This window comes from Cetobacterium somerae ATCC BAA-474 (genome assembly GCF_000479045.1).
Lineage (GTDB): Bacteria > Fusobacteriota > Fusobacteriia > Fusobacteriales > Fusobacteriaceae > Cetobacterium_A > Cetobacterium_A somerae.
Genome location: NZ_KI518211.1, coordinates 24,038 through 30,108, shown reverse-complemented (window position 1 = coordinate 30,108; position 6,071 = coordinate 24,038). Strand labels below are relative to the sequence as shown.

General features: G+C 31.8%; 9 protein-coding genes. All 9 read left to right on the top strand.

The features are described from left to right. On the top strand, window positions 1-963 hold a 963-nt coding region (locus HMPREF0202_RS13005; protein WP_040407560.1), incomplete at its 5' end, for a phosphohexomutase domain-containing protein. Window positions 964-971: 8 nt separating this feature from the next. Further along, window positions 972-1,682: a class I SAM-dependent DNA methyltransferase gene (locus HMPREF0202_RS13000; protein ID WP_023051181.1), complete on the top strand. Its 711-nt coding sequence runs from the start codon at window positions 972-974 to the stop codon at window positions 1,680-1,682. Window positions 1,683-1,706: 24 nt separating this feature from the next. Then, window positions 1,707-1,916: an AtpZ/AtpI family protein gene (locus HMPREF0202_RS12995; protein ID WP_023051180.1), complete on the top strand. Its 210-nt coding sequence runs from the start codon at window positions 1,707-1,709 to the stop codon at window positions 1,914-1,916. A gap of 13 nt (window positions 1,917-1,929) precedes the next feature. Continuing rightward, the gene (locus tag HMPREF0202_RS12990) at window positions 1,930-2,304 is read left to right on the top strand and encodes an ATP synthase subunit I (RefSeq protein WP_023051179.1); all 375 of its coding nucleotides are present in this window, start codon (window positions 1,930-1,932) and stop codon (window positions 2,302-2,304) included. Between the two features lie 23 nt (window positions 2,305-2,327). After that, window positions 2,328-3,140, top strand: coding sequence for a F0F1 ATP synthase subunit A (atpB, locus tag HMPREF0202_RS12985; RefSeq protein ID WP_023051178.1), 813 nt, complete (start codon window positions 2,328-2,330; stop codon window positions 3,138-3,140). A 45-nt stretch (window positions 3,141-3,185) separates the two neighbouring features. Beyond that, entirely contained in the window at window positions 3,186-3,455 is a 270-nt protein-coding gene (atpE, locus tag HMPREF0202_RS12980; protein WP_040407557.1) for an ATP synthase F0 subunit C, read from the top strand. A 46-nt stretch (window positions 3,456-3,501) separates the two neighbouring features. Then, the gene (gene atpF / locus HMPREF0202_RS12975; RefSeq protein WP_051364176.1) at window positions 3,502-4,008 is read left to right on the top strand and encodes a F0F1 ATP synthase subunit B; all 507 of its coding nucleotides are present in this window, start codon (window positions 3,502-3,504) and stop codon (window positions 4,006-4,008) included. Further along, window positions 4,005-4,526, top strand: coding sequence for an ATP synthase F1 subunit delta (gene atpH, locus HMPREF0202_RS12970; RefSeq protein ID WP_023051175.1), 522 nt, complete (start codon window positions 4,005-4,007; stop codon window positions 4,524-4,526). Before atpF ends, atpH begins: the two co-directional genes overlap by 4 nt. A 33-nt stretch (window positions 4,527-4,559) precedes the next feature. Further along, complete coding sequence (gene atpA, locus HMPREF0202_RS12965; protein ID WP_023051174.1) at window positions 4,560-6,062, top strand: F0F1 ATP synthase subunit alpha; 1,503 nt, start codon at window positions 4,560-4,562, stop codon at window positions 6,060-6,062. The last annotated feature ends 9 nt before the right edge of the window (window positions 6,063-6,071 follow it).

Below are 6,071 nucleotides of genomic sequence, written 5' to 3'. Positions count from 1 at the left end.
CTAATGGATAATGTGGAAGAAATAACTAAAGACCCTATTGCTGGAGATGAAGTTGGAAGATTTACTTATGCAGAGGATGAATATTATCTTTACAGAGATCACGTTGTTTCAACAGTAAAAGGTGATTTCTCAGGTATGAAAATTATTTTAGATGCAGCTAATGGATCAGCTTATAGAGTAGCAAAAGAGGTATTTTTAGCTTTAGGAGCAGAGATAGTTATAATAAATGATGCTCCAAACGGTAAAAATATAAATGTTAGATGTGGATCAACACATCCAGAGATATTATCTAAAGTTGTTATGGGGTACGAAGCAGATTTAGGATTAGCTTATGATGGAGATGCTGACAGATTAATTGCTATAGATAAAAATGGAAACATAATTGATGGAGATAAGATTATTGCTGTATTAGCTCTAGGAATGAAAGACAGAGGAGAACTAAAAAATAATCAAGTTGTAACAACTGTTATGAGTAATATGGGATTTGAAAACTATTTATCAAATAAGGGAATTCATTTAATAAGAGCTAATGTTGGAGATAGATATGTTCTTGAAAAAATGAAAGAACTTAATGTAAATATAGGTGGAGAGCAATCAGGACATATAATATTATCAGATTTTGGAACTACAGGAGATGGAGTATTAACATCTGTTAAATTGGTAGAAGCTATAAGAGATTCAGGAAAATCACTAGATGAACTAGTAGGAGAAATAGTAGATTGGCCACAACTATTAATAAACGTTAGAGTAGATAATAGTAAAAAAAATCTATGGAATAAAAATGAAGTGATAGTTAAGTTTATACAAGAAAAAGAGCTAGAGATGGCAGGTTTAGGAAGAGTATTAGTAAGAACATCTGGAACAGAACCAATAGTAAGAGTAATGGTTGAAGGAAAAGAGATGGCAACAGTGGACAAAGTGGCAAAAGAGATTGCTGCAGTTGTTGAAAAAGAGTTAATTTAGGAGAGAAAATGTATTATAAAAATTTTTCAAAAGTTTATGATAAGTTTATGCAACATTGCGATTATGATCAGTGGGCTAATTTAATAAAGGATAAAATTAAAGAATCTGGCGTTGAAGGTAAAAAGTTATTAGATTTAGGATGTGGAACAGGAGAAACCCTTCTTAGATTAAAAGATGATTTTGATTGTTCAGGATTAGATTTATCAGCAGATATGCTAACAATAGCTAATAAAAAATTAAAAAATAAAAATGTTAAATTATTTTTAGGAGATATGAGAGAGTTTAGTACAGGTGAAACTTATGATATAATAGTGTCACTTTTTGATACAGTGAATCATTTAACATCACTTGAAGATCTAGATGACTTAATGAACTCTATTTATTCTAATTTGAATCCAGGTGGGATTTATATTTTTGATGTTATAAATAGAGAGTTTATGGATAAAATGTTTCCAGGTGGAGTGTATTATGACGATAGAAAAGATATGACTATTATTTGGGAGCATTTTAGAGATGAAGACTTAGATATTGTTGAAGCAGTATACTTTGTTAAAAATAGAGCAGGACATTATGAAAAACTAAAAGAACTATATGAAAAGAGAATATTTGAAGAGTTCGAAATTAGAAAAATTATTGAAAAAAATAATTTAAACTTGTTAAGTATTGGTAAAAATGATAGAATAGCAGGGGAAAGATTTTTTTACATGGTAAAAAAATAATTTTGCTTAAGGAAGTGGAATTTTATGGTGTTTTTTAATAAAGATTTTATGCATTATTTTTCACTACTTGGATTTTTAGGATTTCTAATAGTTGGGAATATAGGCGTTTTTATTCTCATATACAAGTTAATAGAAAAATATTTTTTTAAAAGCACACCATTATTTATTTTTTTCGTTATAGTAGGTGTATTTAGTGCATTTTATAACGCTTATAAATTGATAATGAAAAAATAAGGTTGAGTGATATATGGATGAGTTAAAAAAAATAATAAAACGTGGAATTATAACTGCAGTGGTAGTTTTAATATACGGAGTTTTATCAGGAAATAAATACGTTTATATGGGTATGTTTTCGGGAGCAATTTTATCAGTAGTTGGGTTTTATATGATATGTCTTGATGCAAAAGCAAGCTTAGCTTCAAACTCTCCATTTAAAGTTGGAGTAATAGGATATTTGAAAAGATATTTTTTATACGGGATATTTCTAGCACTGGCTACAAAATTTTATGGTTTTCCAATGTTAGTTAGTGGAGTTATAGGATTACTAAATATTAAAATTAATATATTAGCTATAACTTTATTTAACAATATAAAAAAGTTTAAATCTAAGTATTTAAAATAAACTATTGAAAGGAGGCGAAACTTATGAGAATAGGACCAATAGAGTTTATTACCCCACCATTAGTAGAAGGACCTGCAGTAATGTTTTACGTGCCATTACCACACTTTTTACATCAAATTCCATTTTCTATGGAATATGCTGATGGAAAGTTTGGATTACCAGTTACAATAACTGTAATAAGTACATGGTTTGTAATATTAGTGTTAACACTTTTATTTAAAATGGGAACAAAAAAATTAGAAATGATTCCAGGAAGGGCACAAGTTGCTGCTGAATCAGTTTACGATTTTCTACATGGTATTATTCATCAAATGTTAGGAGGATGGACAGCAAAGTATTTCTCATACCTAGCTACATTATTTTTATTTATACTAGGATGTAACTTACTTATGTTTGCACCAATTCCTTGGGGAAGCTTCGAAGATGGAGTGTTTGCTATAGCACCTGCATTTAGAGCACCGACAGCAGATCTTAATACAACAGTTGGATTAGCGATGTTAACTACAGCTACATTCTTAGGAACTAGCATAAAATTAAATGGTATACTAGGATATTTTAAAGGATTACTAGAGCCAATGCCGTTTATGTTACCTATTAATCTAGTAGGAGAACTAGCAAAACCAACAAATATTTCTATACGTTTGTTTGGAAATATGTTTGCGGGAATGGTAATAATGGGGCTTATTTATAAAGCGGCACCAATGGTTATTCCAGCACCGTTACATCTTTATTTTGATATATTTAGTGGAGTAGTACAAAGTTTTGTATTCTTAATGCTAAGTATGGTATATATTCAAGGTTCATTAGGGGATGCAGAGTGTCCCGATGATAAATAAAAACTAACAAGATTAAATTTTAAAATAACTAGGAGGTAAATGATTATGGATTTAATGTTAGCAAAAACTATAGTATTAGCAGCATCAGCAGTAGGAGCAGGATGTGGAATGATCGCAGGTATAGGACCAGGAGTTGGACAAGGATACGCAGCTGGTAAAGCAGTTGAGGCAGTAGCTAGACAACCAGAAGCTAAAGGAGATATCATTTCTACAATGGTACTTGGACAAGCGGTATCAGAGTCAACAGGTATCTATTCATTAGTAATTGCACTAATCTTATTATACGCTAACCCATTCGTAGGAATGTTAGGATAATTTTTTATAAAATACATCAAATACTTTTAGGAAGGAGGTAGAAGACTTGGCACCAACAAATATGCCTGCAGTATCGATAGATATTAACATGTTTTGGCAAATAATAAACTTCTTCATTTTAGTGTTTATATTTAATAAATACTTTAAAGCTCCATTAATGAAGTTAATGGATACAAGAAAAGAGAAGATTGCAGCTGAATTCTCAGAAGCTCAAAAGAACAACGAGGATGCTGCATTAAAAAATAAAGAAGCTCAAAAAATATTAAAAGATGCTAAAGATGAAGCTACAAAAATAGTTCAATTAGCAGAGAAAAAAGCTGATGAAAGAAAAGAGATTATCATTTCTGAAGCGACTGTTCAAAGAGACAAAATGCTTAAATCAGCAGAGCTAGAAATTCAAAAGATGAAACATGCAGCTAAGAAAGAGCTAGAGGTTGAAATGAACCAATTAGCAGTAACATTAGCTGAGAAGATAATAAAAGAGAATTTAAACTCTGATTTAGAAGCTGCCCTAGCTGACAAATTTATAGATGAGGTAGGGGGAGTAAAATGATAGGAAACCAAATTGGTAAAAGATATGCAGAAGCAATATATGAAGTTGCTGTGCAAAAAAATGAAGTTAAATCAATATATGATGTATTAAATGCGACTATGGAGCTTTATAAAACAGATGTTGATTTTAGAAACTTTATAACTCATCCTCTAATTAAAGAGAGTGAGAAAAAAGAAACTTTAAAGAAAATTTTCTCAGACTCTAATGAAGGAGTAGAAATTCTTTTCTATATTTTAGAAAAAGGAAGAATTGCACAAATTAGAGAGATTGTAGCAGAGTATGTTAAGTTAGATTATGCAAAAAATCAAATTTTAGATGTGGAAGCTACATTTGCAGTTGCTTTAAGCGATGAGCAAAAAGAGAAACTTTCTAAAAATCTTGAAAATAAAACAGGTAAAAAGATAAAGCTAGTAGTTAATGTGGATAAATCTCTAATAGGTGGAGGAATTATCAAAATAGGTGATGAGGTAACAGACGGAAGTATCCGTAGACAATTAGAAACTCTAACACAAAAATAAAAAACTACTTGTAAAATTAGGAGGTGTAATCAGTTGAAAATCAGACCAGAAGAAGTAAGTAATATAATCAAAACTGAGATCGAGAATTACAAAAAGAGTCTTGATGTCAAAACTTCAGGTTCTGTATTAGAAGTAGGAGACGGTATCGCTAGAATCTACGGATTAAGCAGTGCAAAAGCGGGAGAGCTTTTAGAGTTTCCTAACGGAATAACAGGAATGGTTCTAAACCTAGAAGAGGATAACGTTGGAGCAGTTATACTAGGGGACTATACAAAGATTAAAGAGGGAGACGAGGTTAAGGCTACAGGAAGAATTGCCTCAGTTCCAGCTGGAGAATCTTTGTTAGGAAGAGTAGTTAACGCTTTAGGAGAGCCAATTGATGGAAAAGGTGAAATAAAGTTTGAGAAATACATGGAGATAGAAAGAAAAGCTTCTGGTATTATCTCAAGAAAACCAGTATCTGAGCCTTTACAAACAGGTATCAAATCAATAGATGGAATGGTACCTATTGGTAGAGGACAAAGAGAGCTTATTATCGGAGATAGACAAACTGGTAAAACAGCAGTTGCTATTGACGCAATCTTAAATCAAAAAAATACAGGAGTAAAATGTATCTACGTTGCAATAGGTCAAAAAAGATCAACAGTTGCTCAGATCGTTAAGAGATTAGAAGATGCAGGAGCTATGGAATATACTATAGTTGTTGCAGCAACAGCTTCTGAGTCAGCTCCTTTACAATATTTAGCACCATATTCAGGAGTAGCTATGGGAGAATACTTCATGGATAAAGGTGAAGCAGTTTTAATAGTTTACGATGATCTTTCAAAGCATGCGGTAGCATATAGAGAAATGTCTTTATTATTAAAAAGACCACCTGGAAGAGAAGCTTATCCAGGAGACGTATTCTATCTTCACTCAAGATTACTTGAGAGAGCTGCAAAGTTATCAGATGAATTAGGTGGAGGATCAATAACTGCCCTACCAATAATCGAAACTCAAGCAGGAGACGTATCAGCGTATATCCCTACAAACGTTATTTCGATAACAGATGGACAGATATTCCTTGATGCACAACTATTTAACTCTGGATTTAGACCAGCAATCAATGCCGGAATATCTGTATCAAGAGTTGGAGGATCTGCACAAATTAAAGCTATGAAACAAGTTGCTGCTAAAGTTAAGTTAGAATTAGCTCAATATACAGAGTTATTAACATTTGCACAGTTTGGATCAGATTTAGATAAAGCTACAAAAGCTCAATTAGAAAGAGGGCACAGAATTATGGAAGTTTTAAAACAACCACAATACAGTCCTTATCCAGTTGAAGAGCAAGTTGTATCATTCTATACTGTAATCAATGGATTCTTAGATGATATCGCTATTGCAGATGTAAGAAGATTCGAAAAAGAATTAATTACTGAAATGAGAAATACAACAACTATTTTAGATGAGATCGTTGAGAAGAAAAGCTTAGATAAAGATCTTGAGGCTAAAATTGTAGAAGCTATAGTAGCATTTAAAAAGAATTTTAATTAAAGAGAGGTG

What these genes read in the sequence shown, in the direction of transcription:
- HMPREF0202_RS13000 (WP_023051181.1), top strand. Translation starts at nt 972, where the DNA reads ATGTATTATAAAAATTTTTCAAAAGTTTATGATAAGTTTATGCAACAT.
- HMPREF0202_RS12995 (WP_023051180.1), top strand. Translation starts at nt 1,707, where the DNA reads ATGGTGTTTTTTAATAAAGATTTTATGCATTATTTTTCACTACTTGGA.
- HMPREF0202_RS12990 (WP_023051179.1), top strand. Translation starts at nt 1,930, where the DNA reads ATGGATGAGTTAAAAAAAATAATAAAACGTGGAATTATAACTGCAGTG.
- atpB (WP_023051178.1), top strand. Translation starts at nt 2,328, where the DNA reads ATGAGAATAGGACCAATAGAGTTTATTACCCCACCATTAGTAGAAGGA.
- atpE (WP_040407557.1), top strand. Translation starts at nt 3,186, where the DNA reads ATGGATTTAATGTTAGCAAAAACTATAGTATTAGCAGCATCAGCAGTA.
- atpH (WP_023051175.1), top strand. Translation starts at nt 4,005, where the DNA reads ATGATAGGAAACCAAATTGGTAAAAGATATGCAGAAGCAATATATGAA.